The 23,922-nt window shown below is 65.0% G+C and carries 24 protein-coding genes; 14 read left to right on the forward strand and 10 right to left on the reverse strand.

Translation table 11 applies throughout. The annotated features are described in order from the left end of the window. Nucleotides 1-36 precede the first annotated feature (36 nt). Together ABCV34_RS05555 and ABCV34_RS05560 are read right to left on the reverse strand one after the other, a co-directional pair. On the reverse strand, nucleotides 37-1,608 hold the full coding sequence (locus ABCV34_RS05555) for an MFS transporter (protein ID WP_345798215.1): 1,572 nt from the start codon (nucleotides 1,606-1,608) through the stop codon (nucleotides 37-39). After that, nucleotides 1,605-2,090, reverse strand: a complete 486-nt coding sequence (locus ABCV34_RS05560) for a MarR family transcriptional regulator (protein ID WP_345798216.1) — start codon at nucleotides 2,088-2,090, stop codon at nucleotides 1,605-1,607. The genes ABCV34_RS05555 and ABCV34_RS05560 overlap by 4 nt, the downstream gene beginning before the upstream one ends. Before the next feature lie 295 nt (nucleotides 2,091-2,385). Here ABCV34_RS05560 and ABCV34_RS05565 point away from each other — a divergent pair, with 295 nt between their 5' ends. Both ABCV34_RS05565 and ABCV34_RS05570 read left to right on the forward strand, forming a co-directional pair. Next, nucleotides 2,386-4,425 (forward strand): methyl-accepting chemotaxis protein, encoded by a 2,040-nt coding sequence (locus tag ABCV34_RS05565; protein ID WP_345798217.1) that lies wholly within the window; start codon nucleotides 2,386-2,388, stop codon nucleotides 4,423-4,425. 11 nt (nucleotides 4,426-4,436) lie between these two features. Beyond that, nucleotides 4,437-5,531 carry a PIG-L family deacetylase gene (locus ABCV34_RS05570; RefSeq protein WP_345798218.1) on the forward strand — a complete coding sequence of 365 codons (1,095 nt, stop codon included), beginning with the start codon at nucleotides 4,437-4,439 and terminating at the stop codon, nucleotides 5,529-5,531. A gap of 61 nt (nucleotides 5,532-5,592) precedes the next feature. On the opposite strand, the gene trmD is transcribed toward ABCV34_RS05570, so the two are convergent. From trmD to ABCV34_RS05605, 7 genes are all read right to left on the reverse strand, one after another. Beyond that, nucleotides 5,593-6,396, reverse strand: a complete 804-nt coding sequence (gene trmD / locus ABCV34_RS05575; RefSeq protein WP_345798219.1) for a tRNA (guanosine(37)-N1)-methyltransferase TrmD — start codon at nucleotides 6,394-6,396, stop codon at nucleotides 5,593-5,595. A gap of 63 nt (nucleotides 6,397-6,459) precedes the next feature. After that, on the reverse strand, nucleotides 6,460-7,104 hold the full coding sequence (gene rimM / locus ABCV34_RS05580; RefSeq protein WP_345798220.1) for a ribosome maturation factor RimM: 645 nt from the start codon (nucleotides 7,102-7,104) through the stop codon (nucleotides 6,460-6,462). A 7-nt stretch (nucleotides 7,105-7,111) separates the two neighbouring features. Then, entirely contained in the window at nucleotides 7,112-7,372 is a 261-nt protein-coding gene (gene rpsP, locus ABCV34_RS05585; RefSeq protein WP_345798221.1) for a 30S ribosomal protein S16, read from the reverse strand. Nucleotides 7,373-7,562: 190 nt separating this feature from the next. Then, entirely contained in the window at nucleotides 7,563-7,808 is a 246-nt protein-coding gene (locus tag ABCV34_RS05590) for a sulfurtransferase TusA family protein (protein WP_345798222.1), read from the reverse strand. After that, on the reverse strand, nucleotides 7,808-10,435 hold the full coding sequence (alaS, locus tag ABCV34_RS05595; protein WP_345798223.1) for an alanine--tRNA ligase: 2,628 nt from the start codon (nucleotides 10,433-10,435) through the stop codon (nucleotides 7,808-7,810). The genes ABCV34_RS05590 and alaS overlap by 1 nt, the downstream gene beginning before the upstream one ends. A gap of 157 nt (nucleotides 10,436-10,592) precedes the next feature. Further along, the gene (locus tag ABCV34_RS05600; protein WP_345798224.1) at nucleotides 10,593-11,003 is read right to left on the reverse strand and encodes a hemerythrin domain-containing protein; all 411 of its coding nucleotides are present in this window, start codon (nucleotides 11,001-11,003) and stop codon (nucleotides 10,593-10,595) included. Between the two features lie 113 nt (nucleotides 11,004-11,116). Beyond that, complete coding sequence (locus tag ABCV34_RS05605) at nucleotides 11,117-11,869, reverse strand: RNA polymerase sigma factor FliA (RefSeq protein ID WP_345798225.1); 753 nt, start codon at nucleotides 11,867-11,869, stop codon at nucleotides 11,117-11,119. Between the two features lie 269 nt (nucleotides 11,870-12,138). Here ABCV34_RS05605 and ABCV34_RS05610 point away from each other — a divergent pair, with 269 nt between their 5' ends. The 6 genes from ABCV34_RS05610 (at nucleotide 12,139) to ABCV34_RS05635 (ending at nucleotide 16,489) form a co-directional block, all read left to right on the forward strand. Further along, complete coding sequence (locus ABCV34_RS05610; protein WP_345798226.1) at nucleotides 12,139-12,546, forward strand: flagellar protein FlaG; 408 nt, start codon at nucleotides 12,139-12,141, stop codon at nucleotides 12,544-12,546. Between the two features lie 103 nt (nucleotides 12,547-12,649). Continuing rightward, a complete protein-coding gene (fliD, locus tag ABCV34_RS05615; RefSeq protein ID WP_345798227.1) occupies nucleotides 12,650-14,041 on the forward strand; it encodes a flagellar filament capping protein FliD in 1,392 nt (463 codons plus the stop codon). Between the two features lie 9 nt (nucleotides 14,042-14,050). Beyond that, nucleotides 14,051-14,482: a flagellar export chaperone FliS gene (gene fliS, locus ABCV34_RS05620; RefSeq protein ID WP_345798228.1), complete on the forward strand. Its 432-nt coding sequence runs from the start codon at nucleotides 14,051-14,053 to the stop codon at nucleotides 14,480-14,482. A gap of 8 nt (nucleotides 14,483-14,490) precedes the next feature. Then, on the forward strand, nucleotides 14,491-14,835 hold the full coding sequence (locus tag ABCV34_RS05625) for a flagellar protein FliT (RefSeq protein WP_345798229.1): 345 nt from the start codon (nucleotides 14,491-14,493) through the stop codon (nucleotides 14,833-14,835). Between the two features lie 3 nt (nucleotides 14,836-14,838). Continuing rightward, entirely contained in the window at nucleotides 14,839-16,188 is a 1,350-nt protein-coding gene (locus ABCV34_RS05630; protein ID WP_345798230.1) for a flagellar hook-length control protein FliK, read from the forward strand. Continuing rightward, on the forward strand, nucleotides 16,169-16,489 hold the full coding sequence (locus tag ABCV34_RS05635; RefSeq protein WP_345798231.1) for an EscU/YscU/HrcU family type III secretion system export apparatus switch protein: 321 nt from the start codon (nucleotides 16,169-16,171) through the stop codon (nucleotides 16,487-16,489). Before ABCV34_RS05630 ends, ABCV34_RS05635 begins: the two co-directional genes overlap by 20 nt. A gap of 66 nt (nucleotides 16,490-16,555) precedes the next feature. On the opposite strand, the gene fliE is transcribed toward ABCV34_RS05635, so the two are convergent. Beyond that, nucleotides 16,556-16,894, reverse strand: a complete 339-nt coding sequence (gene fliE / locus ABCV34_RS05640) for a flagellar hook-basal body complex protein FliE (protein ID WP_345798232.1) — start codon at nucleotides 16,892-16,894, stop codon at nucleotides 16,556-16,558. Between the two features lie 393 nt (nucleotides 16,895-17,287). Between fliE and fliF the strand changes: the two genes are divergently transcribed. Genes fliF through ABCV34_RS05670 form a run of 6 tightly spaced genes read left to right on the forward strand, consistent with a single transcriptional unit; the run spans nucleotide 17,288 to nucleotide 23,890 of the window. Further along, nucleotides 17,288-18,946 carry a flagellar basal-body MS-ring/collar protein FliF gene (gene fliF / locus ABCV34_RS05645; protein ID WP_345798233.1) on the forward strand — a complete coding sequence of 553 codons (1,659 nt, stop codon included), beginning with the start codon at nucleotides 17,288-17,290 and terminating at the stop codon, nucleotides 18,944-18,946. Then, complete coding sequence (gene fliG, locus ABCV34_RS05650; protein WP_345798234.1) at nucleotides 18,933-19,934, forward strand: flagellar motor switch protein FliG; 1,002 nt, start codon at nucleotides 18,933-18,935, stop codon at nucleotides 19,932-19,934. The genes fliF and fliG overlap by 14 nt, the downstream gene beginning before the upstream one ends. Then, the gene (locus ABCV34_RS05655; protein ID WP_345798235.1) at nucleotides 19,927-20,700 is read left to right on the forward strand and encodes a flagellar assembly protein FliH; all 774 of its coding nucleotides are present in this window, start codon (nucleotides 19,927-19,929) and stop codon (nucleotides 20,698-20,700) included. The genes fliG and ABCV34_RS05655 overlap by 8 nt, the downstream gene beginning before the upstream one ends. Further along, nucleotides 20,697-22,163 (forward strand): flagellar protein export ATPase FliI, encoded by a 1,467-nt coding sequence (fliI, locus tag ABCV34_RS05660; RefSeq protein WP_345798236.1) that lies wholly within the window; start codon nucleotides 20,697-20,699, stop codon nucleotides 22,161-22,163. Before ABCV34_RS05655 ends, fliI begins: the two co-directional genes overlap by 4 nt. After that, on the forward strand, nucleotides 22,153-22,602 hold the full coding sequence (fliJ, locus tag ABCV34_RS05665; protein WP_345798237.1) for a flagellar export protein FliJ: 450 nt from the start codon (nucleotides 22,153-22,155) through the stop codon (nucleotides 22,600-22,602). Before fliI ends, fliJ begins: the two co-directional genes overlap by 11 nt. Before the next feature lie 13 nt (nucleotides 22,603-22,615). Further along, a complete protein-coding gene (locus ABCV34_RS05670; RefSeq protein WP_345798238.1) occupies nucleotides 22,616-23,890 on the forward strand; it encodes a flagellar hook-length control protein FliK in 1,275 nt (424 codons plus the stop codon). Nucleotides 23,891-23,922 lie beyond the last annotated feature (32 nt).

The following is a 23,922-nucleotide window of genomic DNA, read 5'->3' on the forward strand; positions in this document are numbered from 1 at the left end:
AGAGACACGACCACAGGTCTGATGCGCGCAAGTCGATCACGCCATGCGCTTCTGGCACAGCACCAGCACGACCGCCGCGGCGGCCAGCACCGCAATCATCCGGTAAAGGTCATCACTGGCCAGCAGCACGGCCTGCCGCGAGATCTGGCCATCCAGCCAGGACGCCGCCCATTGCCCGGCCAGCGCGGGGTCCAGCCCATGCCCCTGCAAGGCAAGCTGCGTCTGGGAAAACCAGGACTGCGTCTGGGCGTGCGCCAGCTGCCCTACCAGTTCTTCATGCAGGGCCGCCTGCCGGTTGGTCAGAATGACCGCCCCAAGAGAAGCCGCCAGCGAACTGGCCATCTGGCGCATCAGATTTTTGGTCTGATAACCGTGCGAGAACTGCTCGGCGCTCAGGCTGCGAAACGTGGCCCCGGCAACCGGAATCACCACCAACACGCCAAACAGGCCCTTGAGGATGATGCCCGGCAGTAGTTGGGCTCGGGCAACCCCGTCGGGCAATGCCGCGAACCACAGCGCCGCCCCCGCCATCAGGATCAGTCCAGTCACGATCAGCGGCTTCTTGCGCGCCAGGCGGGCACCCAGCCGCAGATACACCAGGATGCCGCACAGACTGACGAGCCCCGCCATGGCGTTGAGCCAGCCGACCGCCGCCACCGGCATCCGCAGGGCCTGTTCGGCGAAGACGGGGAACAGGTACCCGCTGAGATAGCTGATCAGGTAGTACACGAAATACAGGATCAGCCCGATGCGATACACCGGATTGCGCAGCGCATGCAACTGAATGACCGGGCGCTCGTGGCGCCACTGATGCCGCAGGAACACTGCCAGCAAAGCCATGCCGCCACCGGCCAGCAGCAGCGGCCGCAGAGGCTGGGAGAACACGTCGTACCGCGCTTCACTGCAGGCCAACTGCAAGGCCGCCACCCCCAGTCCGAACACCACCAGCGGCTGCAAGAGCGGCCTTTCCACGGACGCATCGGGGTCCACATCCGGCAACCAGAGCCAGACACCCACCAGGGCCAGCAACACAAAGGGCACCACGACATAGAACACATCCCGCCAGCTGCCGCGGTCGATCAGTTCGCCGGCAACCGCAGGGGCCACCGCCGAGGCAAGGAAGATGCCGATCATGAACAGTCTGGCCGCCCGAGGCCGATGGACCGGAGCATGCATGACGTTGATCAGCACCCGAGCGCTGGTAAAGAGCGCCCCGCCCCCGAACCCCTGCACGAAACGGGCCACCGTCATCGAACTCAGCCCGGTGCTGCCCGCCCCCAGCAGCGCCCCGCACAGAAACAGCCCTAGCGCCAGCAGCAGATAGCGGCGATAGCCCAGGGCGCGCGCCAGCCACTGCTGCTTGACGATCATGAGCATGCTGCCGACCGCATACGCCCCCTGGACGATGGCGAATCCCCGGGGATCGGCCTCGATGCCACCCATGATGTGCTGCGCCGAGAACACGAACACGATGTTCTCGAAGAATTCAATGGACACGATCAGGGAAAGCAGCAGCATGCCCAGGGTGCGGCGCTGCCTGTGTCCCAGGATGCGATTAACGCCCAGGCGCAGCCCGCGCCGAACGGAAACGGACGGCGGGGAAGTCACGAACCGGACACCGCTGCGTCATGCACCTGCCGCAAGCCATCAACGACCGTCTGCCCGACATCGGCGGGCAGAGTCCCCCACACCCGCTGGTAGACCGCATGCACCGCGCCGGCGGCATCCCGCACGACCTGCTGGCCCTCGGGGCTGACGCGCAATTCGACGCTGCGCCGGTCGGTCCCGCGCGTGCGGCGGGTCAGCAGCCCGCGGGCCTCGAGCGGATCCAGCAGTCGGGTCATCTGGGTGCGGGTGATGTCCAGCGTATCGCCCAGCAGCGACGGCGAGCTGGGCTCATCGTCATCGGTGCCGAGCAGGCACAGGACAAGATACTGATCCATGCTGAGATCGAACGGCCGCAGCGCGGACGCAATGGCCTGGCGCACCGCACGGGCCGTATGAAACAACAGTCGGGATGCCAGGATGGCGTCCCGGGGGGCCTCGGGATGCTGCGTACAAAAACGGTCGATCCGTGCGACGAAGGACATGATGAGCGAGATGGCCGGGTCCGCCCCTCCACCCCAAAAAACAAATATCGAATGATATAATATCAAACGAAATTAATTTAATCAATCCAAAGGACGGACTTGCCGGATGAACCCCGAGCCACGGCCCGGTATTCGGGAACCGGAACCATGAGCCAATCGGGTCGTGAATCCCTCACTGCGCTTGATATAAGGCAAATGGGGAAAACCCCGAGCACCGTACGATGGCCTTTTCGCAGGCCCCACCAGAGTGGGCTTCCACTTTACGTACGACAGGCCCCTATCAATCAGGCAGACGATGTCAACGAAACCCACCATCGCACAAAAGACCAACCGCTTCGACACCTGGCTGAACCAGCTGCGCCTGTGGCAGAAATTCGCCCTTCTGGCCGTTTTCGGCGTGGTCCTGGTTGCTGCGCCAACCATCCTGTTTCTGACCGGGTCCGGCAAGGTCATCCAGGCCACCCAACTGGAATCCCGGGGACTTGTGCCATTGCGCCAGACCCTGGCGGTTCTGCAGCTGACCCAGCAACATCGCGGCCTGTCCATGCTGGTGCTTAACAACGACGCATCGGCCGGTGCGAACCGCCGCGCCAAACAGGCCGAGGTGGATCAGGCGTTCGCAGCCCTGGATGAGTCCCTGCGACAAGGTACCCAGGATCCGGCCCTGACGGCCCTTTGGCAGCGAATCCGCGAAAACTGGGATGCACTCCGCGCCAAGGTCAGCCAAGGATCCATTTCCGCGACCGACAGCTTCGCGACGCACACCCGGCTGAACGCGGACTTGCTGCGCGTTAAATCCCTGCTGCTGCAGGATTACGGGCTGAGCTTCGACCCACAGGCCCAGAGCTACTACCTGATCGATGCGGCGCTGAACCAGGCCCCACGCCTGACCGAGATCTTCGGCCAGACACGCGCCATGGGCGCCGGGCTGCTGGCGCGCGGCAATGCCACGCCCGAACAGCGCATCGAGATCCGGGTCCTGATCGACCGGGCGAAGGAGCACTATGACGGCCTGACCGAGGCGCTGGACAATGCCACCCGGCTCGATCCGCAGCTCAAGGACGCCCTGTCCGCAGCGGGCCGGGCCGCACTCGACAGCGCCAACCAGGCGATCCAGCTCGCTCAGGAGCGGATCATCAAGGCTCAGACGCTGCAATTTCCCGCAGGGGATTATTTCTCGCGGTTCACGACCGCCATCGACGCACAATTCCAGCTCGACGATATGGCACTGACCCAGCTCGACGGCGTGCTTGCCACACGGTCCGACTACTTGATCACGACACGGTATCTGCTGGGCAGCCTGATCGTGCTGCTCAGCCTGCTCGCAGGCTACGTCAACCTGCGCATCACGCGCGCCCTGCTGCGCCAGTTGGGCGGCGAGCCGGCGTATGCCGCCTCCATCCTCGACCGCATCTCCGACGGAGACCTGGCCGTTCCGATCCAGCTACGGGCGCAGGACCGGTCCAGCCTGTTGTATGCCATGCACGACATGCGCGACCATCTGGCGACCATCGTCGGCAATGTGCGCAGGGGAGCCAACTCGATCGCCTCTGCCTCGGCCCAGATTTCCGCCGGCAACCTGGACCTGGCGGCCCGGACCGAACAGCAGGCCAGTTCGCTGACGGAAACGGCCGCCACGACGGAACAGATCACCGCCACAGTGCGGCAGAATGCCGACAATGCCCAGCAGGCCAACAGTCTGGCCGCCGCAGCCGCGCGCACCGCCACCAGCGGCGGCGCGATCGTGACCCAGCTCGTCGACACGATGCAGGAGATCAATGCCCGATCCGGGCAAGTGGCCCACATCATCGACGTGATCGATTCCATCGCCTTCCAGACCAACATCCTGGCCTTGAACGCCGCTGTCGAGGCCGCCCGCGCCGGCGAACAGGGGCGCGGTTTCGCCGTGGTCGCCGCCGAAGTCCGCGCACTGGCGCAACGGTCGGCCGCCGCCGCCAAGGAAATCAAGGGGCTCATCGACACCTCCGTCGCGGCAACGGCCCGAGGCAACGAACAGGCCGCCCGGGCGGGCACCACGATGCAAGAGATCGTCAACGACGTGAACCGCGTCACGGACATCATGGGCGAGATCAGCGCCGCCAGCCGCGAACAAACCACCGGCATCGAGGAAATCAACGCCGCCGTCACCCAGATGGACGACGTCACACGCCAGAACGCCAGTCTGGTCGAGGAATCCGTAGCGGCCGCCGCCAGTCTGAAGGATCAGGCCGACACGCTGGCCCGCCTGGTGGCCACCTTCCGGCTCGACCCCCAGGAAGCGGACAATCGGCGGATCCACGCCCAGCCCGCTCCAAGCCTGAGCTTCAGCGGCTGATCGGGATTAGAATGGCGGCACTCACTCGTGCCGCCTTCATGAATCTCACGTCCACCCATCACGCCGCCCGCCTTTGCCTGGCAGTCCTGTTCTGCCTGATCTGGACCCTGACTTTCGCTGCCCCGGTCGATAATGCCGTCAGCGCCGTACCCGCGTCACAGCGATCCCTCGATTCCGCGTCATTACCGGCGGCATCGACGGCCCTGCTGCCCGCCCCGCCGCAGCCTGCAGCGGCCCGAGCCGCCGATTGCCGCCGCGGCTCTGTGCTGGGTTTCGTCGCGCACCCGGATGACGACCTCCTCTTCATGAACCCGGATCAGCAGACCGCCATCCACCAGAGACAATGCGTGCGCGTGGTCTATCTGACGGCCGCCGATCGCGGCGAAGGCCAGCCCTACCTGCAGGCGCGCGAACGCGGGATCATGGCGGCCTATGCCGAAATGGCCGAGGTCGCCAATCGCTGGGTGACGGACGGCTGGCGGGTCGGCGGCAGGACGCTGGTGCGCCACACCCTGCGCGCCGCTCCCGGGGTGCAGTTGATCATGCTGCGCATTCCCGACCCGTGGCTGGGCCATGGCTGGGGCAGCCTGACCCCGCTGAGCCAGCTGGAATCCGTCGCCGGAACCGACGTCCAGGCCTACGCGCCCTATCAGGAAACCTATACCCGCAACAGCCTGGTGACGCTGCTGGCCGCCATCATCCAGACGGAAAACCCCACGCTCGTGCGGCTGATGGATGCCTCGATCGAGATCCCCTACACGAAACTCTGCTGGCGCTGCCCCGGACACGATCACCCGGATCACATCGCCGGTGCCCGGCTCGTCCAGGATGCCATGCGTCTTGTGCCCGGGCCCTACGCCCACCAGGCTTATCTGGGCTACCCGTCCCAGGAACGGCCCCCGAACCTGACGGATGTCCAGAAGGCGCGAAAGACCGCCATCTTCCTGCACTACGTGGCCAACGACACGCGCGACTGCGCGGCCAATATCATCTGCTCACGGCCACACGGCCCCGAAGCAGTCTGGGTCTGGCGGCAATACCGAATCGCGCCGGACAGCCCGGGCATCCCGGCGAATCCCGCTTCGCCGCATCTTGCCGTCGAATAGGACGCGGCGCACGCCCCGAGCCTACGCCGGGGCTCGGACCGGCCGGCATCGGATGATCCGGTCAGGCGGACGTCGGGCCCCGAGCGGGAGCTTCCCGCATGCCTTCGCACAAAGCAGTTTCATCCGTCTCGTCCAGTTCCCCCGCCTGGCGTGCCTGATCGATCAGGTCCGGGCGGCGGGCCGCCGTCAACCGCAGGGACTGCTGTCGACGCCAGGCGGAGATCCGGGCATGGTGGCCGGACAACAGCACCTCGGGCACTGCCGAATCCCGCCAGACTTCCGGGCGGGTATAGTGCGGGCTGTCCAGCAGGCCGCTCAGCGCCGGATTGAAGGAATCCTGCTCCGCGGACTGCGCATCGTGCAGCGCCCCCGGCAGCAGACGCACCACGCTGTCGATCAGGACCATGGCCCCCAGTTCCCCGCCCGACAGTACAAAGTCACCCAGGGACACTTCCAGATCGACGTGGCGATCGATAAAGCGCTGGTCGATGCCTTCGTAGCGCCCACACACGAAAATGGCGCCGGTGCCACCCGCCCAGGCACGCGCCTGGGCCTGCCGGTGCACCGGGCCCGCCGGGGACAACAGCACCACGGGGGCCAGGCAATCATCCCGATCCGCCCCCGCCTGCCGGCGGGCCAGGCGGACCGCATCGACCGCGAGCGACAACGGTTCGGCCATCATGACCATGCCTGGTCCGCCGCCAAAGGGGCGGTCGTCCACGGTGCGATGCACGTCCGTCGTGAAATCCCGGGGATTCCAGGTATGCAGCGACCACAAGCCGCGTTGATGCGCCCTGCCGCTGACCCCCTGATCGCGGATGGCCGCGAACATCTCGGGAAACAGCGTGATCAGATCAAAACGCATACGTGATCCTTTCCGAAAGCGTCGCCACGCCGGATACGCCGGCCGGATAAGGCCGGACGGCGATCAGAAATCGACGGGCCAGTCGCTTTCGATCCGTCGGGCCAGCAAGTCCACCCGCTGGATATGGGCGGCCACAAACGGGACCAGCTCGTGGACAGGCCGCCCCCGGGCATCGGTTCGCGCCTGAAAGACGCCAGTCTCATCTACCGCGCCCCGCGTCACCTGGAGGACGGCGTGGGCGCCGTTGTCCAGCACTTGGTCGACGCGCCCCAGCGGCATGGATTCGCCGGAATCGCCCTGACCAAAAAAATCACAGCCAATCAGATCGACCCAGTAATATTCCCCGTCCTCGGCGGCCGGGAAAGCCGTGCGCGACACCCAGACGGTGTGGCCGTGCATGGCCTCGGCAACATCGCGGTCCACGACGCCTTCCAGCTGGGCAACCAGGAACTGCCCGCCGTGACGGCGACAACCCTGGACCCGCATGCCGCGCGGACGCGAAAATGCGCCTGATTCCAGAACGGAATCAGGCGCCTTCAGCCACCAGACCGGTGAATTCAGCAGGGCTTCGGCCTGAGGCGAATACGGCTGGACCTTCAGCCAGCCGCGCACCCCATGCGCCGTCACCACCCGGCCGACTTCGACCAGGTCATCCGGAACGGAAACATCCGGGCGGACGTCGTCCGCCGTGACAGATTGCCGAGCCACGCCTGGATCAGGCCGCGGCCGCAACCTTGGCGGAGTATTCCTTCACCAGACGATCGACGGTTTCGGACAGCTGGGCGCCGTTGGACACCCAGTGCTGGACGCGATCCAGGGCAATGCGCAGATTTTCCTGACCTTCACCGGCCACGGGGTTGTAGAAACCCACGCGTTCGATGAAACGGCCATCGCGACGATTGCGCGAATCGGCAGCAACGACATTGTAGAAGGGACGCTTCTTCGAGCCGCCGCGGGCCAGACGAATCACAACCATTGATAATCCTTTGATAATTCGGTGTAAAACACGAAATTCTAGCATCAGGCACCCAGATTCCGCAATGGATTCTCTGGATGCCCAATGGCCAGACCATGAAAAACAACACATCCCGCCGTCAAGCGGGAACGCCATCGGTGGGGAAACACCCATACCGACGGGAAAAACCCACGCCGGTCGGGAAATCCATCTAACGCCGCCTGACGTAATGGACCGTGACGGCTTCTTCGCGGGTCTCCTGCACCAACAGAGCATTGCCCGTCTGCTGACAGAAGGCCTGAAAATCCCGGACCGCATGCGGGTCGGTCGTCAGCACCGCCAGCACCTGCCCGCTTTCCAGGCGGGCCAGGGCTTTTTTAGTGCGCAGGATCGGCAGAGGGCAATTCAACCCCCGTGCATCGATTTCCTGGTCGGCTTGCGGCAACACATCGGCCATCAGGCGGCCTCCTCCAGGCGAGCCGCCAACCAGGCCGGCACACCCGCCAAGGCGCCATCCAGCGATGCGACATCGGAGCCGCCCCCCATGGCCATGTCCGGACGCCCGCCGCCCTTGCCGCCCACCTGGGTCGCCACGGCGCCGATCAAATCGCCGGCCCTGACGCGCGCCGTGAGTTCAGGACTGACCCCCGCCACCAGGCTGATTTTGTCATCCGTCACGGCGGACAGCAGGATCACGGCGCGTGGCAGTTTTGACTTGAGCTGATCGACCATGCCACGCAACGCCTTGGGATCAACGCCGTTCAGGCGGGTGGCCAATAGTTTGACCCCTGCCACGTCGATGGCTTGCCCCGCCAGATCGGAGCCTGCGGCGGCGGCCAGTTTATCCTGCAGCCGTTCCCGTTCCCGTTCGATCTGGCGGGTCTGCTGCTGCAGGGCGACGATGCGTTCGGGTACGCCGGCCGGCTGCGTCTTGAGCAGACTGGCGGCCTGATCCAGCACCCCTTGGGTCTGCTGGACCCAGGCCAGCGCATTACGACCGGTGATGGCCTCGATCCGGCGGATGCCGGCGGCCACGCCGCCCTCGGCGACGATCTTAAAGAGGCCGATATCACCGGTGCGGGCAACGTGTGTGCCGCCGCACAGCTCGCGGGAAAAGCCAATGTCCAGCACGCGCACGACGTCGCCGTATTTCTCGCCGAACAGCGCCATCGCGCCGCCCGCCACGGCCTCGTCATAGCTCAGATGCTGCGTGACCACCGCCTGATTGCCCAGCACCTCGTCGTTGACGATGGATTCGACCTGGGCGATCTGTTCAGGCGTCAGGGGCGCGTCGTGGGCGAAGTCGAAACGGGTCTTGTCCGGATCCACCAGCGAACCGCGCTGCTGCACATGATCGCCCAGCACCAGGCGCAGGGCTTTGTGCATCAGATGCGTCGCGGAGTGATTGCGCATGGTGTCGGCCCGGCGCTGAACATCGACGTGTGTCTGTACGACATCGCCCACCGACAGGGTGCCTTCGATCAGACTGCCGTGGTGACCGAACACCGTGCTCTGGATCTTCTGGGTATCGGCGACCTGAAAGCGCGCGGACGCGCCGCTGATCAGGCCGGCATCCCCCACCTGACCGCCGGATTCCGCATAGAACGGCGTCGCGTCCAGCACGACGACAGCATCCTGGCCCTGGGCGATCGACGGCACGGAGGCCCCGTCGACGTAGAGCGCGGTGACGGTCGCCTGGCCGTCCAGGTGTTCATAACCATCGAAACGCGTCGCCACGCCATCGTAGGCGAGGTCGGCGGCGGCTTTGAACTTGCCCGCCGCACGGGCCTGTTCGCGCTGACGCGCCATCGCCGTCTCGAAACCATCCAGATCGACCTGGATCTTGCGTTCACGGCAGATGTCGGCGGTCAGATCGACCGGGAATCCGTAGGTGTCATACAGCGTGAAAAGCGTCTGGCCGTCCAGCGGCTGACCCACCGGCAAATCGGCCAGGGCCGCTTCCAGGATCCGCATGCCGTTTTCCAGCGTTTCGCCGAAGCGTTCTTCTTCCTGGCGCAGCACCTGCTCGACGCGCGCCTGCTGCGCGGCGAGTTCGGGATAGGCTGCGCCCATCTGCGCGACCAGGTCGGCCACCAGCCGATAGAAGAACACACCCTTTTGCCCGAGCTTGTGACCATGGCGCAAGGCACGTCGGATGATGCGCCGCAGCACGTAACCCCGCCCCTCGTTGCCAGGGATGACGCCATCGACCACCAGAAAACTGCACGCGCGGATGTGGTCGGCGATGACCTTCAGCGAGTTATCCGTCAGGTCTGCCGTGCCGGTTTCCCGGGCCGCGGCGCGGATCAGGTGCTGGAACAGGTCGATGTCGTAATTCGAATGCACGTGTTGCAACACGGCGGCGATGCGCTCCAGCCCCATACCGGTATCGACGCAGGGCTTGGGCAACGGATTCATCGTCCCCTGGGCATCGCGTTCGAACTGCATGAACACCAGGTTCCAGATCTCGATGTAGCGATCGCCGTCTTCTTCGGGCGATCCCGGGGGGCCACCCCAGATCTCCGGGCCATGATCGTAAAAAATTTCGGAGCACGGACCGCAGGGGCCTGTATCGGCCATCTGCCAGAAATTGTCCGACGCGTAGCGCGCACCCTTGTTGTCGCCGATGCGGATGATCCGTTCCGTGGGCACGCCCACCTGCCGCGCCCAGATGTCGTAGGCCTCGTCGTCTTCCTGGTAGACGGTGACCCAAAGCTTGTCCTTCGGCAGGCCGTAGACCTCGGTCAGCAAGGTCCAGGCATACAGGATGGCATCGCGTTTGAAGTAGTCGCCAAAACTGAAATTGCCCAGCATCTCGAAGAACGTGTGATGACGCGCGGTGTAGCCGACGTTCTCGAGATCGTTGTGCTTGCCCCCGGCGCGCACGCAGCGCTGCGCCGTCGTGGCCCGCTTGTACGGCCGGGTGTCCTTGCCGGTGAAGACATCCTTGAACTGGACCATGCCGGCATTGGTGAACAGCAGCGTCGGGTCATTGCCAGGCACCAGCGGCGAGGACGGGACGATCTGGTGTCCCTTCGACTCGAAGAAGGACAGGAATTTCTGACGGATTTCGGATGTTTTCATTCGTTTGGCCGCGATGGGGGAAACTAGCCTTCCATTATAGGATGAAGAATGAATGGCTTTTCGTATGCATGGCTTTCCGCGCGATGCGGCCACGGGCGCGGTCCCATTCACCCCGGCCTGCATGCACACCGGGGATGACGGGAAAGACAAAAACGGCCTACAGCGCCTCGATGGCCGGATAGAACTCGCGGTTCTCGCGCATCATGCGGGCATGCACGTTTTTCAGCACCACGTTGGCGTCGGTGCGAAAGCCATCGGGATCCTTCGTCAGCAGCGTGGCATTGCCCCAGCGGCGCGCAAAATTGATAAACGCACTGGCAATGCCATGCATGTCGTTCTGATAAGCCCGGCTCATGCCGGCCATGCGCTCGTCGCCGCTGCGCTCCAGCGAGGGATACAGGATCCGATCCTCGACAGCTAGATGCTGGGTCACCACCTGCGACAGCGCTTTAAGATTGTGGGCGATATCAACTGCGTGGTCGGCAACGCCCTGATGAGCCAATTTTCGCAGCGCCGCGATGCCGCTCAGGATTTCAACATGGTGGTTCTTGAAGCGATCGATATTCATGACGAGATTTCCTCTTCCAGATGAAACGACCGTTTCGGCCGCATAAGATATATTTTAAATAAACCTTATTCAACGCACAAGATGCGATTGAGGTCTCGCGACGTGCCCGAGCCCTACAACAGATAGTCGTAGTCGGTTTCGCCCGCGTCGGGTGCCCAGGAATGGCTGGACAGCCAGGCGCGGATCCGGGCCACCGCCTGGGAACGCAACTGGGATACACGGCCCTCCGTGACCCCCAGGACCGCCGCGATTTCCTTCTGGTTCAGATCCTGCTCGAACTGCAGAGACAGCAGCAGCTGTTCGCGTTCCGGCAGGTTGCGGATGGCCGCGATCAGCACGTTACGCAACCCGTCGCGCATCAGCCAGTCCAGCGGATTGTCGGCGCGGCTGCCTGCCGCTGCATCCAGCACAGCCGTCCCATCCTGGCCTTCCCGATGCTGCGCCAGGTCTTCGACCATCAGAACCTGCACACCCTGGGCATCTTCGAGCAGGGACCGATATTCCGCCAGATCGACCCCCATTTCCGCTGCGATTTCCGTTTCGGTGGGCTGCCGCAGCAGCCTGTGGCGCAAAACCTGCACGGCCTTTTCGATCACGCGTGCCTTGGTTCGCACGCTGCGCGGCAGCCAGTCCTGACCTCGCAGTTCGTCGAGCATGGCGCCGCGAATCCGCGTGATGGCATAGGTCTCGAACTGCGCATCGGCTTGCTGCTGATAGCGGCGCACGGCATCGAGCAGCCCCATCATGCCGGCTTGCATCAGATCATCGAGTTCGACGCTGGCTGGCAACCGGCCGATCAGCGCCAGCGCCTGCCGGCGCACGAGCGGCGCATATTGAGCAATCAGCTGGTCCTCGGAATGAGGCATCGCGCAACCCATGACACACAAAATAAAGCTGGCAGTATGCACCAAGCCGGCCTGAATCATCATCCTGAGCAGCCTTGCATTCACCCGGGATTTTGAGGGAAAGGCGGCCTTCCCCCCCACTCGGGACCGGGACTTCCGACCACCCTTCTCTAAACTTTTACAGTTTCGCGCCGTTATGTTCGATTGAGAAACCAAGCCGGATGGCATCGGGCGGCGACGCGCCGGTCATTCTTTCGGAACACGTGGACCACTTCCGCAAAGGAACTTGCATGATTCACTCGATCGGAAACCAACTGACCTCCGCCAGCCTGGGGCTAGCCCCCGCCGCGTCCGAACGCACCGGCGCCAAGCCCGAGCCGGCCACCCAGGTCCCCCCCCCCGAAAACGCGCAGTCCAGCCCGTTTCCCCAGGCCGACCAGCGGCACCTGACCGGGAAGGCCTCCCCCGAACTGCCGAAATCCTCGTTGGAAAAGGCCCTGGAATCGGTCAACGACAGCCTCAAGGCCTGGTCCACCGGCATGCGTTTCGAGATGGATAAGGATGCCCAGCGCCTGGTGGCCTCGATCGTGGACAACGACACCGGCAAGGTCCTGCGCACCATCCCATCCGAGGCCGTCCTGCGCATCGCCAAAATGATCGTCCAGTTGCAGGGCTCGGGGGTCGACACGAAGGCGTGAACCGCCACGTCGTCAAGCCCCTGAATTATCACTGAATCGCACCGCACCCGCCGGTTTTGCCACCCGCAATTCCAGGCATAATGGATCAAACGGAGTACGCACCATGGCAACCATCTCTTCCCTCGGAATCTCGGGTCTCCCGCTGAACGATCTGCTCACCAATCTGCAGAAAAACGAAAGCCAGGTCCTGACCGTCATCCAGAACCGACAAATCGCTGCACAGTCCAAGCTTTCCGCCTACGGCAAGCTGCAGGGCGCGATCTCCGCGTTCCAGAAAACCGCCGACGCGGTGGGTAAAACCGATACCTTCGGCACGATCGCCGCCACTCCCGGATCCGATGCCATTTCCGCCACCGCGACCAGCCAGGCGATCCCGGGTCAGTACTCAATCCAGGTCGACTCCCTGGCTTCGACTCAGACCATGGTGTTCGGCGGCCGCGCTGATCGCACGACCAATATCGGCACGGACGGCACGCTGAATCTCACCATCAACGGCAAAACCCAGTCCATCGATCTCACCGGCAAGAGCACATCCCTCGATGGCCTGGTCAGCGCGATCAACGGCGACCCGAACATCGGCGTCAACGCCACCCTGGTCAACGACGGCAGCGGCACGCCCTACCGCCTGCTGTTCACCAGCCGGCAAACCGGCACGGCCAACGCCGTCACCTCGGTCTCCGTGACCAACAATGCCACCCTGGACCAGTTCCTGGGCTATGACGCAACCACCAACGCCAACAACAACGGCAATGCGGGCTTCAGCGTCCAGGCCGCCACCGACGCCAAGGCGCAGATCAACGGCATTGCAATCACCAGCTCGACCAACACCATCAATAATGCCATCGATGGCGTGACGCTCACCCTGAACAAAACCACAACGACCGCCACCAGTCTCAGCCTCGCGCAAGACACCTCGGTCGCCAAGAAGGCCATCCAGGATTTCGTCAATTCCTACAACAGTCTGTTGGGCACGATCAACTCCCTGACCGCCTACGACGTCGGTAGCCAGACCTCCTCGGCGCTGACCGGGGATTCCGTGGCGCGATCGGTGCAGACCCGCATGCGCGATGCAGTCTCTGGGGGCTTCGATGCCAGCCTGGGCACGAACCTGGGCCAGATCGGTATCACCACCGACCCGAAGACCGGCCAGCTGCAGATCGACGACGCGAAACTCAGCCAGGCACTAGCCAGCAACAACAGTGGCGTGAAATCCCTGTTCACCAGCGCCACTGGCATCGGCAAACGGGTCAGCGACACGGCCGACACCTTCACCAAGTCGGGCGGCATCCTGACCGCGGCCACCGACGGCCTGAACAAGACGATCACCGACATCCAGAAGCAGTACAGTGAGACCTCGGACCGCATCGACCAACGCATGGCGACTTACCGCACACAGTTCAGCCAGCTCGACGCGATGGTCAGCCAGATGAACTCGCTTGGCAGCTACCTGACGCAACAACTCGGCGCCCTGAATGGCACCAGCACGAAGAAATAACGCATCATCATGACCTACGCGCCTCGCTCCCGCACTGCCCGGGCCACCGGATCCTACACCACCATCGGCCTGGAAACCGAAGTGCTCAGCGCCTCGCCGGAACGGCTGATCTCGCTGCTGTTTCGCGGCGCCCTGACCGCGCTGGCACAGGCGCGTCACCACCTGGGCAATGGCAACATCGCGGAGCGCGGCAAGGCCATCTCCAAGGCCATCGACATCGTCGATTCCGGCCTGAAGGCGGGCGTGGATACCGAACGCGGTGGCGACATCGCCCGCCTGTTGATTGCCTCCTACGAGATCATCATCCGCGACCTGATGCTGGCCAACCTACACACTGACACAGTCAAACTGGCGTCGGCCGAAAAACAGCTCTCCGACCTGGCGGATGCCTGGTATACCGCCGTCGACCCGACGTTCAGCGAATCCAGACCCAGCCACTGAGTGCAAGCATGCCGCAATTGACCACGCCACACGCCACGGTGCTGCAGCACTACCAGTCCATCGCGGATCTGTCCACCCGCATGCTGGCCGTCGCGCAATCCCAGCAATGGGACCTGCTGGTGGAACTGGGCGTGCAATACCAGGAAGCGGTCGAACGACTGAAACAGCTGGACCCGCTGGACAACGACGAAAAGGCCGCCCGCCGGGAACTGCTAACGCGCATCCTGGACGACGATGCGCACATCCGCCGGCTGGTTGCCCCAGAACTGGACCGCCTCGGCCATCTGCTGGGGACGATCAAGCGCCAGCGCACCGTCCTGCAAGCCTACTACAGCACGGTACGCCCCCTGTAACCCATGAGTATCGGTGCCCCGTCCAACCTCGGCACACTGCTGATTCAGCGGCTGGATGCCGCACTCGGCACCACACTGGGGCAGCAGGCCAATCTCGTGTCCGGCGCCGGCCCGCAGGCGGTTCCACAGCCCGGCAACCCGGAAAGCCCCAACGCGCTGCAAAACCCCACCCAGCGCCATCCCCGCGAATCCGTCGATCAGGCCAACGCCGAAGGGCAGCGCAGAGCCACCGCCGGCAAAGCCGTGCGGGAAATGCAGCTGGACAACCTGCTGGGTCGTTCGAGCACCTTCAAAGGCACGACGCAATCCGCCCCCACCACCCTGGGCTATGCGGCCCGCATCATTCTGGCGCTCATCAACGAATTCCCGCAGGCCAGCCAGACGATCCAGAGCCACTCACCCCTGCTGTCGCCATCCGTCCCGGACAGCCCATCAGGAACCGCCAGCCAGCCGGGCGCCGCAGCGGGCTCCGGTGCGGGCGCGCCACCGCCAGCCGGCTTGTCCGGGCAGGCCGCCGGCGCCACGCGGATTTGGGCCCAGATGGCGCCGGCACTGAACCAGCCGGGCGCACTCGCCGCCCAGTTTGCCCAGGCCCTGTCGCAGTCGATCCAGCACAGCGGGTTATTCTACGAATCGCACCTGACACAACTGGCGACAGGCAGGACTCAGGTCCAGGAACTGCACCAGGAGCCTCAGGGGCGGCTCGCATCGCAGGCCGCACCCCCAGGCATGCCCGAACCAGCAGGCAACGGCGGCCAACCCGCCACCCTGGCGGCGATCATCCAGCAGGCACAGGCCGCCACGGCGGTCACCACCCAGGACCCGGGCACCCAGGCGCCAGCCCCCGCCCAGCAAGGCGCCACCGGCCAGACACATGCGGGACAACCCCCAGCCGGATCCGCCACAGTCCCCGGCATCGATCCCCAGGCCCAGTTCCTGGTTCGCCAGCAACTCGAGGTCCTGGCCAACCAGAGCTTCGTCTGGCAGGGCGAAGCCTGGCCCGGCGCCGACATGCGCTGGGAAGTTCAGCGCCGCCTGCCCGGGGACGAGCACACACCGGACACCACACTCGAACACTGGTCCACCCGGCTGACCCTGCGGCTGCCGACCCTGGGAGAGGTCCAGGCGCGACTGAGTCTGTCCGGCGATCAACTGGTCATGAGACTGACCGCGCCGCGATCCGCCGACCGGCTGAGCGAGGCCATCGAACCCCTGCGATCACGTCTGCTGGCCCAGGGCCTGCAGGCCAGCCAGCTATCCGTCCTGGATCAGGATCCCGATGCACAAGCCACGGGGGTGGGCATCTTTCCCGCCGGCCAGGATTCTTCAGATCATGAAATCGCAAAACCCTGATCCTCACCGCCCCGGCGCGGTTGCCCTGGCCTACGATCCGACGGATTCGGCGCCGCGCGTCGTCGCCAAGGGGTACGGCACCCTGGCCGAGACCATCATCCGCACAGCCCGCGAGCACGGCCTGTACGTGCATGAATCCCCCGAACTGGTGGGTCTGCTGATGCAGGTGGACCTGGACGCGCACATCCCGCCCAAACTGTACGTTGCCATCGCGGAACTGCTGGCCTGGCTGTACGCCTTGGACACGGAAGGCCAGAGCGTAAGGAAACCGGACCGGCCACAGCTGGACAACGCAAAATAAGCGCCGGGCCAGCCGACCTGAGCGCAATCCGGTCGGCGGGCGTCAAAAGCGCCTGCCCGACGGAGCTTATACCGCCATGTTGGCGATTTCCTTATAGGCCTCGACCAGACGGTTGCGGACCTGGACGGTAGCCTGGAACGACAGCCCCGCCTTCTGCAGATCGATCATCACGTTGCTCAGTGAAATGCCGGGATCCCCCATCTCGAAGGATTTTGCCTGGGTGTTGGCGGCATTCTGCGCCTGGGATACCCGATTCAGGGAGCGGGACAGTTCGGCCGCGAAGCCACCCTGCGAATCGACCCCACCCACCCGCGGCTGAGCCGACGCCCCTTCCGAGGCGCGCGCCACGGCGCGCATTTGGGACAGCAGGTTTTCAACACTGGCCAGGGCCTGGGAGGTGATCATGTGGAAGCTATCGGATAAGGTTGCTGACAAACAGTGAGTGGCCGACCCTGCGGCCGGCACCGTTGTAATATACGCGGCCGCCTCGCCGACCGAGTCCCTCAATAGCGGGAACAAGAGCGGACAATTCGCCCGATTGCACGGCGAGTCGACTGACCGGCACTGCCTCTGTCAGCCCCCGATTGCGGCCACTTGTCAGGAGATCAGCTTAACTATGCCCCAAAACCTGGGCTTTTCCGGGCTTGTCCGAACCGTATTCGACGCCATAATGGCCGCCATCATTTCCCCATTCCGCCGCACCAGCATGCACATCATCCAGACCACCGGTTTCTGGCCCGGGCGCTGCCTGGCACCCTCTTCAGCATTCCCTGCCCGATGAACCCGATTGCCGACTGGATGACCAAAAATCCCGCCCTGGCGCGACTGACCGCGCTGCCGCGCCCCGTCCTGCTGGGCATTGGCGCGGCCGTCGTCGCCCTGCTGGTCGTCGCATCCCTCTGGATGCGCGAACCGGACTACAAGACGCTGTTCTCCAATGTGGAATCACGTGACGGCGGCGCCATCGTCGGCATTCTGAACCAGCGCAACATCCCATACAAGTTCGCCGACAACGGCGCTACGATCCTGGTGCCTGCAGATCAGGTGTACGCCTTGCGCCTGCAGCTGGCCGAACAGGGCCTGCCTCGCGGCGGCAGCGTCGGATTCGAGCTGCTGGACAAGCCCCAGTTCGGGGCCAGCCAGTTCACCGAACAGGTCACCTACCAGCGTGCCCTGGAAGGCGAACTGGCCCGCTCGGTCGAAGCGCTGCAGCCCGTCAAGTCGGCGCGCGTGCATCTGGCGATTCCGCGCGAGTCGCTGTTTGTGCGTGACCGCGAGGTTCCGACGGCCTCGGTGCTCGTGACGCTATTCCCCTCGCGCAGCCTCAGCGAGGCCCAGGTTGCCGCCATTACCTGGCTGGTCTCGTCCAGCGTGCCAAAACTGAATGCCGAAAACGTCTCCATCGTCGACCAGGACGGCCACCTGCTGTCCAAACCGGGCGGCGAGGCCGGTCTGGACACATCGCGGCGCAACTTCATCAACGACATCGAACAGCGCACCAGCCAGCGCATCCTCACATTGCTCAATCCCATCGTGGGGCCGGGCAACGTTCGTGCGCAGGTCAGCGCCAGCGTCGATTTCTCGCAGCGCGAGCAGACGTCCGAGGTCTATCGGCCCAATGAGACCCCTGGCACCGCCGCCATCCGCAGCAAGCAGACCAGCGATTCGATGCAAAACGGCGTGTTGCCACCCGCAGGCGTCCCGGGCGCGCTGACAAACCAGCCCCCCGCCAACGCGACCGCGCCGATTCAGACCGCACAGGCCAATCAGCCGGCTCAGGGCCCAGGGGCCCAGGCAGCCAATGCGCCCGGCGGCGCCCCGGGCGCCACCACGCAGGCGGTGGGCACCAACTCCACCCAGCCCACCCATGGCTCGGCGCGCAACGATTCCACGGTCAACTACGAGGTCGACCGCACCATCAGCCACGTCAAGCACGAACTCGGCACCCTGCAGCGCCTGTCGGTCGCCGTGGTCGTGAACTACCGCGAAAAAGACGGGGATCCGGCGCCACTGGACCCGGCGGAGATGGACAACATCAACGCCCTGGTCAAGCAGGCCATGGGCTATTCCGTGGATCGTGGCGACACGCTCAGCGTCGTCAACAACGCATTCACGAATCAGGAACCCGCCGTCAAGCCCTGGGAAGACCCGGCCTACCGCAGCCTGGCCCTGCAGGTCCTGAAGGTTGTACTGGTTCTGGCGGTCCTGTTCTTCCTCTGGCGCTCGGTGATCCGGCCCATCGTGCAGGGCTTCGCCAACGCCCAGGTCGAGCGGGTCAAGAACGAGGCGCACCTGGAAACCATGCGCGAACAACGCCGTCAGGACGAGGTGCACGAATCCGAAATGAACCGCTACGAGGAAAACCTGGACACCGCCCGCCAGTTGGCGCAACGCGACCCGCGCGCCGTGGCCATGGTATTGCGAGCCTGGATGGACCCCAAGAATGCCAAACCCTGAAACCGATCTGACCCGCTGCGCCATCCTCATGATGTCACTGGGTGAAGACTCGGCCGCCGAAGTCTTCAAATACCTGTCATCGCGCGAGGTCCAGCTGATCGGCACGGCCATGGCCAACCTCAAGCAGGTGACCCGCGCCGAGGTCGATGCCGTGCTGGAAGACTTCCGCCGCGAAGCCGACCAGTTCATGGCGGTCACCCTCGGCTCGGACGACTATATCCGTTCCGTCCTGACCAAGGCGCTGGGCACCGACCGCGCCGCCGGACTGATCGAGGACATCCTCGAAGGCGGTGAAGGCACCGGCTCGGGCATCGACGCCCTGAACTGGCTGGAACCGGCCAATGTCGCCGAACTGATCGCCGACGAGCACCCACAGATCATCGCCACGATCCTGGTTCACCTGGAACGCGACCGCGCCTCGACGGTCCTCGCCCTGCTCAACGAACGCCTGCGCAACGACGTGATGATGCGCATCGCCACCTTCGGTGGCGTGCAACCGTCGGCGCTGCACGAACTGACCGACGTGCTCAATGAGGTCCTGTCCGGCCAGGGCGCGAAGCGCTCGAAGATGGGTGGCGTACGCACCGCGGCCGAGATCCTGAACTTCATGAACACCACGGAGGAAGAAGCGGTGGTCAGCAGCCTGCGCGAGATCGACGCCGATCTGGCGCAGCGCATCGTCGACGAAATGTTCGTCTTCGACAACCTGGCCGACGTCGAAGACGCGGCCATCCAGCTGATCATGAAGGAAGTCGATACCGCCTCGCTGACCATCGCGTTGAAGGGCGCCAGCGAAGAGCTCCGCGCGAAGTTCTTCAAGAACATGTCCAACCGCGCCGCCGAAATCCTGCGAGACGATCTGGAAGCCCAGGGCCCGGTGCGCATGTCGCGCGTCGAGACCGAACAGAAGGCCATCCTCCTGGTGGCCCGCAAACTCGCGGATGCCGGGCAGATCAACCTGAGCATGGGCAACGATCAGTATGTCTGACAAACCCTCCGCGGATCTCCAAAGGCGCGCCGACTGGCAGCGCTGGGATATGGAATCCCTGGAATCCCTGGAATCCCGGAGAGTCTCGCACAACCGCCGGGCAACCGACACCGAACGCCACCAGGCGGAGATCCTGCGCCGGCGGGCGCAAGCCCTGGCCGATGCCCGCCAGGAAGGCATGGCCAAGGGTCACCAGGCCGGGTTCGAACAGGGTCTGCGCGAGGGCCACGCCCAAGGGCTGGAATCGGGCCACGCCGAAGGCCACGCCCAGGGGCTGGAATCGGGCCGCGCCGAAGGCCATGCCCAGGGTCTCGCCGAAGCCCGCATCGAGGGCGCGGCGCAGGCCCGGGAACAGGCGGCACGCCTGGACGCCCTGGCCCGGGCGGGCGCGGACGCGATCAACAACCTGGAACAGGAAATCGGCCAATCGCTTATCCGGCTGGCGACCCGGATCGCCGAGCAGGTGCTACGCACGCAGATCCACGAACATCCCGACCACATCCTGGCCGTGGTCCAGGACGTCATGCAGGGCCGGCCCGAGCCCGGCGCACCGCTGAACCTGCGCCTGCACCCGGATGATCTGGATCTGGTGAACGCTTTCCTGCGGCAGAACCCCGATCTGAGTGGCTACCGCCTGATCGCCGACGAGCGGATCTCGCGCGGCGGCTGCATCGCGGAAACCGCCCTGGGATCCGTCGATGCCACGCTGGAAACCCGCTGGCGGCGCGTGATCTCGGCACTGGGCCAGAAGCCCGGACAGCCATGATGGCGCCCGAGGCACCCCTGGAATCGGCGGGCGCCCGCTGGCGCGCCCAACTGGAGATCTGCGAGCAGCGGGTCGAGGCCCGGCAGGCCACCCGGCGCCAGGGCCGCATCACCCGCGCAACAGGCCTCGTCCTGGAAGCGACCGGCCTGCAGTTGCCCGTGGGGGCGGCCTGCAGGATTCAGGTTTCTCCCGGACGCGACCTCTGGGCGGATGCCGAAGTCGTCGGGTTCCATGCCGACACACTCTACCTGATGCCGCAAGGCGACATCACGGGCCTGCCTCCCGGTGCGCGCATCGTGCCGGCGGAAACTCTGCTGCTCGACCCGGTTCCCCTGCCTTCGACCCTGGATCTCGAACCGGCCGCCACCATCAGCACGGATCAGGCCCGCCACCTGCCGGTAGGCTATGCGCTGCTGGGACGGGTTCTGGATGGCGCGGGCCGACCGCTCGACGGCAAGCCGCTGCCCACCGACCTGGATCTCGCGCCACTCAGCGCGACACACATCAACCCCCTGTCCCGGGCCCCCGTCGATACCGTCCTGGATGTGGGTGTGCGCGCGATCAACGGGCTGCTGACGGTCGGCCGGGGACAGCGCATGGGTCTGTTCGCCGGTTCCGGCGTCGGCAAGAGCGTGCTGCTGGGCATGATGGCCCGCTACACCCGGGCCGATGTGATCGTCGTCGGCCTGATCGGCGAACGCGGCCGCGAGGTCAAGGAATTCATCGAATTGAATCTGGGTGCCGACGGCCTGGCCCGCTCGGTCGTGGTGGCCGCGCCCGCCGACGTATCCCCGCTGCTGCGCCTGCAAGGCGCCGTCTACGCCACCCGGCTGGCGGAATTCTTCCGCGACCAGGGCAAGCACGTGTTGCTGATCATGGATTCGCTGACCCGCTATGCCATGGCCCAGCGGGAAATCGCCCTGGCCATCGGCGAACCGCCGGCCACCAAAGGCTATCCGCCATCCGTCTTCGCCAAGCTGCCGGCGTTGGTCGAACGGGCCGGAAATGGCGCCCCCCAGGGCGACCGCGCAGCCGGGTCGATCACCGCGTTCTATACCGTGCTGACCGAAGGCGACGACCAGCAGGATCCGATCGCCGACTCGGCCCGGGCCATCCTGGACGGCCATATCGTCCTGTCGCGCGCGCTGGCCGAGTCCGGCCACTACCCGGCCATCGATATCGAAGCCTCGATCTCGCGGGTAATGTCGGCCATCGTGCCCGCCAGCCAATTCCGTTGTGTCCATCAATTCAAACGCATGGTCTCGCGCTATCAGCGCAACCGCGACCTGATCGCCGTGGGCGCCTATACCGCGGGCAACGATCCGGACATCGACCAGGCCATCGAGCGCTACCCATGGCTCGAAGGCTATCTGCAGCAGGGCATCGACGCCCAGGTGGACTACCCGACGGCCGTCGCCGCCTTGTCCGGCGTCCTGGGCCTGGAGACGAACCATGCCGCATGAAACACCACTGGACGTCCTGATCAACCTGGCGCAAGACAAGCTGGACGCAGCCGGACGCGCCCTGTCGGAACTGGGTGAAGAGCGGCGCAATGCCCAGAAACAGCTCAGCACGCTGGACACCTACCGCGGCGATTACACCCAGCGCCTGCAGGACACCACCGCAGGCGGCGTATCGGCCTCGAATTACCACAACTTTAGGCACTTTATCGCCACATTGGACGAGGCTATTTCCCAGCAAAATAGCATCATCGCCCAGATCGACACGCGAATCGAAGCAGGACGTCAGCGGTGGCACGATGAAAAGCGCCGCCTGAGTTCCTACGAAACGCTCAAGGCCCGTCAGGTGCGCCAGCTGCAGTACCATGAGCAGCGGTGGGAACAACGGGCCAGCGACGAAATTTCGGCTGGTCTGTACCGACGTACGCGACAGCCTCACTGAATCCGCCCCCGCCATGAACATGCCCGTTCTCCCTGCAAACCGCCCCAGCCCGTCCCCCTCCGAAGGCGCGGCGCGCCCGGCGGATGCCGGCTCGGCCAACGACGCACCGGTCTTCTCGAACGTCCTGTCCAGCCAGCGTGGCGCGACCGCCCCGGACAAACAGGAATCCACCTCCGCCGCCGGGCGTCCTCAGACTGAAAAGACTGACCGCGCCGACCGGCAAGAGACCCCGGGGCCTGACGAGACCCTGGCCTTGATCCTGAACAGCGTCGCCCTGCCGCTGATGCAGGCTCTGCCTCAGCCACCCGACGCCATTCGGCGCACGACCCCCGACAGCCAGACCGGCGGGCCCGGCCTCATGCGGGCTGCGACCCGCACGGCGGCTGCCTCCACATTGGCTGCCTCCACATTGGCTGCCTCCACAGCAACTGCCGACAGCGATACACCGGCCGATGTGCGACGCGCAGCCGCGCCGTCAGGACTCGATTCGCACCAGCCGCGCGACAATCGGGGTGCCGTCGCGCTGAACAACAAACCGGATCAACCCGTCCCGCTCACTGGGGCCGAGACCGCACCCGCCACCGCAACCCCCCGGGTCGCCGCCAGCAAAACCGCAACCGTCCTGAACACGCGCACCGAAGCGGTCACGGACAACCAGCGATCAGGGCAGGCTTTCACGACAGACGCCACCGGGCCTGTGCGACACGCGCAGCTTGCGATCCAGCCCGCCGCCACGCCAGATGTTCTGGCTGCCGCCGCGCAGGCCGCCCCAATCCAGGTACCGTCGCTGCCGGCCGCGCCCGCCACGGCAGCCCCGGCCACGCCTCAGGTTTCCCTGTCCACCCCCCTGGATCACCCTCAGTGGCCGCAGGACTTCAGCCGCCAGGTCCTGAGCCTGACCCAGTCCGGCGTGTCGGGCCATACCGTCCAGATGCACGTCAACCCGCCCGAACTCGGGCCGGTGCACATCACCCTGCATCTGGGCGACACGATTGCCCAGGCATCCTTCGTCTCGCCGCATGCCAGCGTCCGCCAGGCTCTGGAAAACGCCCTGCCCCATCTGGAACAGCAGATGGCCCAGGCGGGTCTGTCCCTGGGGCAATCCAACGTCAGCGACCAGCAGCCAGGACAGCAACAATTCGCCCAGCAGCCCCAGCAGTCCCGCTCGCCAGATGGCGCCACCTTCAGTCTGGATGGCGGATCGGTCTCGGGGCTCGACACGACAACCCTGTCCGCTCCCTCGCGGACAGCCGCCCGTCCCAACTCGCTGGTGGACACCTTCGTGTAAGGCCTGCCGTCGACCGGACGGACTCAGCCGCT

Origin of the sequence: Castellaniella sp. MT123 (assembly GCF_039614765.1) — a bacterium.
Lineage (GTDB): Bacteria > Pseudomonadota > Gammaproteobacteria > Burkholderiales > Burkholderiaceae_B > Castellaniella.

Bases quoted from the DNA above. Each gene is read 5' to 3' on its own strand.
- alaS (WP_345798223.1), bottom strand. From the start codon at position 10,435: ATGAAAACATCCGAAATCCGTCAGAAATTCCTGTCCTTCTTCGAGTCG.
- ABCV34_RS05670 (WP_345798238.1), top strand. From the start codon at position 22,616: ATGAACATGCCCGTTCTCCCTGCAAACCGCCCCAGCCCGTCCCCCTCC.
- fliE (WP_345798232.1), bottom strand. From the start codon at position 16,894: ATGATCACCTCCCAGGCCCTGGCCAGTGTTGAAAACCTGCTGTCCCAA.
- ABCV34_RS05630 (WP_345798230.1), top strand. From the start codon at position 14,839: ATGAGTATCGGTGCCCCGTCCAACCTCGGCACACTGCTGATTCAGCGG.
- ABCV34_RS05635 (WP_345798231.1), top strand. From the start codon at position 16,169: ATGAAATCGCAAAACCCTGATCCTCACCGCCCCGGCGCGGTTGCCCTG.
- ABCV34_RS05565 (WP_345798217.1), top strand. From the start codon at position 2,386: ATGTCAACGAAACCCACCATCGCACAAAAGACCAACCGCTTCGACACC.
- ABCV34_RS05560 (WP_345798216.1), bottom strand. From the start codon at position 2,090: ATGTCCTTCGTCGCACGGATCGACCGTTTTTGTACGCAGCATCCCGAG.
- fliS (WP_345798228.1), top strand. From the start codon at position 14,051: ATGACCTACGCGCCTCGCTCCCGCACTGCCCGGGCCACCGGATCCTAC.
- fliI (WP_345798236.1), top strand. From the start codon at position 20,697: ATGATGGCGCCCGAGGCACCCCTGGAATCGGCGGGCGCCCGCTGGCGC.
- ABCV34_RS05610 (WP_345798226.1), top strand. From the start codon at position 12,139: ATGATTCACTCGATCGGAAACCAACTGACCTCCGCCAGCCTGGGGCTA.
- fliG (WP_345798234.1), top strand. From the start codon at position 18,933: ATGCCAAACCCTGAAACCGATCTGACCCGCTGCGCCATCCTCATGATG.
- ABCV34_RS05600 (WP_345798224.1), bottom strand. From the start codon at position 11,003: ATGAATATCGATCGCTTCAAGAACCACCATGTTGAAATCCTGAGCGGC.
- fliJ (WP_345798237.1), top strand. From the start codon at position 22,153: ATGCCGCATGAAACACCACTGGACGTCCTGATCAACCTGGCGCAAGAC.
- ABCV34_RS05590 (WP_345798222.1), bottom strand. From the start codon at position 7,808: ATGGCCGATGTGTTGCCGCAAGCCGACCAGGAAATCGATGCACGGGGG.
- trmD (WP_345798219.1), bottom strand. From the start codon at position 6,396: ATGCGTTTTGATCTGATCACGCTGTTTCCCGAGATGTTCGCGGCCATC.
- ABCV34_RS05655 (WP_345798235.1), top strand. From the start codon at position 19,927: ATGTCTGACAAACCCTCCGCGGATCTCCAAAGGCGCGCCGACTGGCAG.
- ABCV34_RS05605 (WP_345798225.1), bottom strand. From the start codon at position 11,869: ATGCCTCATTCCGAGGACCAGCTGATTGCTCAATATGCGCCGCTCGTG.
- fliD (WP_345798227.1), top strand. From the start codon at position 12,650: ATGGCAACCATCTCTTCCCTCGGAATCTCGGGTCTCCCGCTGAACGAT.
- rpsP (WP_345798221.1), bottom strand. From the start codon at position 7,372: ATGGTTGTGATTCGTCTGGCCCGCGGCGGCTCGAAGAAGCGTCCCTTC.
- fliF (WP_345798233.1), top strand. From the start codon at position 17,288: ATGACCAAAAATCCCGCCCTGGCGCGACTGACCGCGCTGCCGCGCCCC.
- ABCV34_RS05570 (WP_345798218.1), top strand. From the start codon at position 4,437: ATGGCGGCACTCACTCGTGCCGCCTTCATGAATCTCACGTCCACCCAT.
- ABCV34_RS05625 (WP_345798229.1), top strand. From the start codon at position 14,491: ATGCCGCAATTGACCACGCCACACGCCACGGTGCTGCAGCACTACCAG.